This is a genomic window from Prevotella sp. AM42-24 (genome assembly GCF_003461825.1).
Lineage (GTDB): Bacteria > Bacteroidota > Bacteroidia > Bacteroidales > Bacteroidaceae > Prevotella > Prevotella hominis.
Map to the genome: position 1 here is coordinate 8,196 of NZ_QTXV01000092.1, position 884 is coordinate 9,079.

The 884-nt window shown below is 33.5% G+C and carries 1 protein-coding gene; it reads right to left on the reverse strand.

The window, feature by feature from the left end; translation table 11 throughout:
* Window positions 1-583: 583 nt before the first annotated feature.
* A partial coding sequence (locus DW917_RS17860) for a hypothetical protein (protein WP_233524781.1) occupies window positions 584-884 on the reverse strand: 301 nt, incomplete at its 5' end.

Consider the following 884-nt stretch of genomic DNA (forward strand, 5'->3'; position numbering starts at 1 on the left):
TCCTTTATTGGAGCCAGTTTATTGGGTGACACCAGTGACACGAGTTTTCATTATTTTTGTGGAGGTGCCTGTCACCCCTGTCACCCAACGATACGCAGAAAATAGTGGACAAAATCATATCGTATTCTTATTTGTTTGCCTATTTGTTTGCCTATTTGTCTCATCAAAATTAGGAAAAAGCAGGGGGTTACTTTCCGATGCAACATGTGGATGTTGCTGATAGTTAAGCTTTTATCTTTTAAACGGTACAACTACCCTTTTTACAAGTGCAGAGAAAATGAATAACAAATGTAATGTGCTTATTCTCAGCCTGTTAGCGATGAAGTTGTACCGCTCCTTTTTAGCCTTTTTTGTAAGATTCTGGAAACAAATGCAATGCATTGTTTCTCAGTCTCTTCCGTTTCTTGTGTTACAGAACGCTTATCTGTTTGCAAAGATACAGATTTATATTGGATTAGAGCAAACTATTATCTTAAAAAATATTATTCCACAGTTGCTTTTTTCGATAATTTTAATCGCACCACTTCATATATCTTCATGTTGCAATTTATTCAGATATAAATGTAATCCTTACTTCTATCAATTATTTGTCCGGCTCCAATTCCTCTATTGCGCAAATGGCTTGTAGCTCGACCTTTTTAATGTGAGGATAAGTCTTCTTATAATTATCTGTCACATCTTTAAAGACAAAGTTCCAACAGCACGATTTATATCCAATTGCTATTGGTGGAGTAAGAAAATTGCTAATTTTTGCAGAAAATAAAAAGAAAATCTGTATCTTTGTCGCAATAAAAATAAAAAGAAGTATGAAAAAGATAGTTTTTAATCTACTCATTTTTTGTAGTTTTCTTGTAGTATGGGGATGCAATAAGAATAAAACGAAA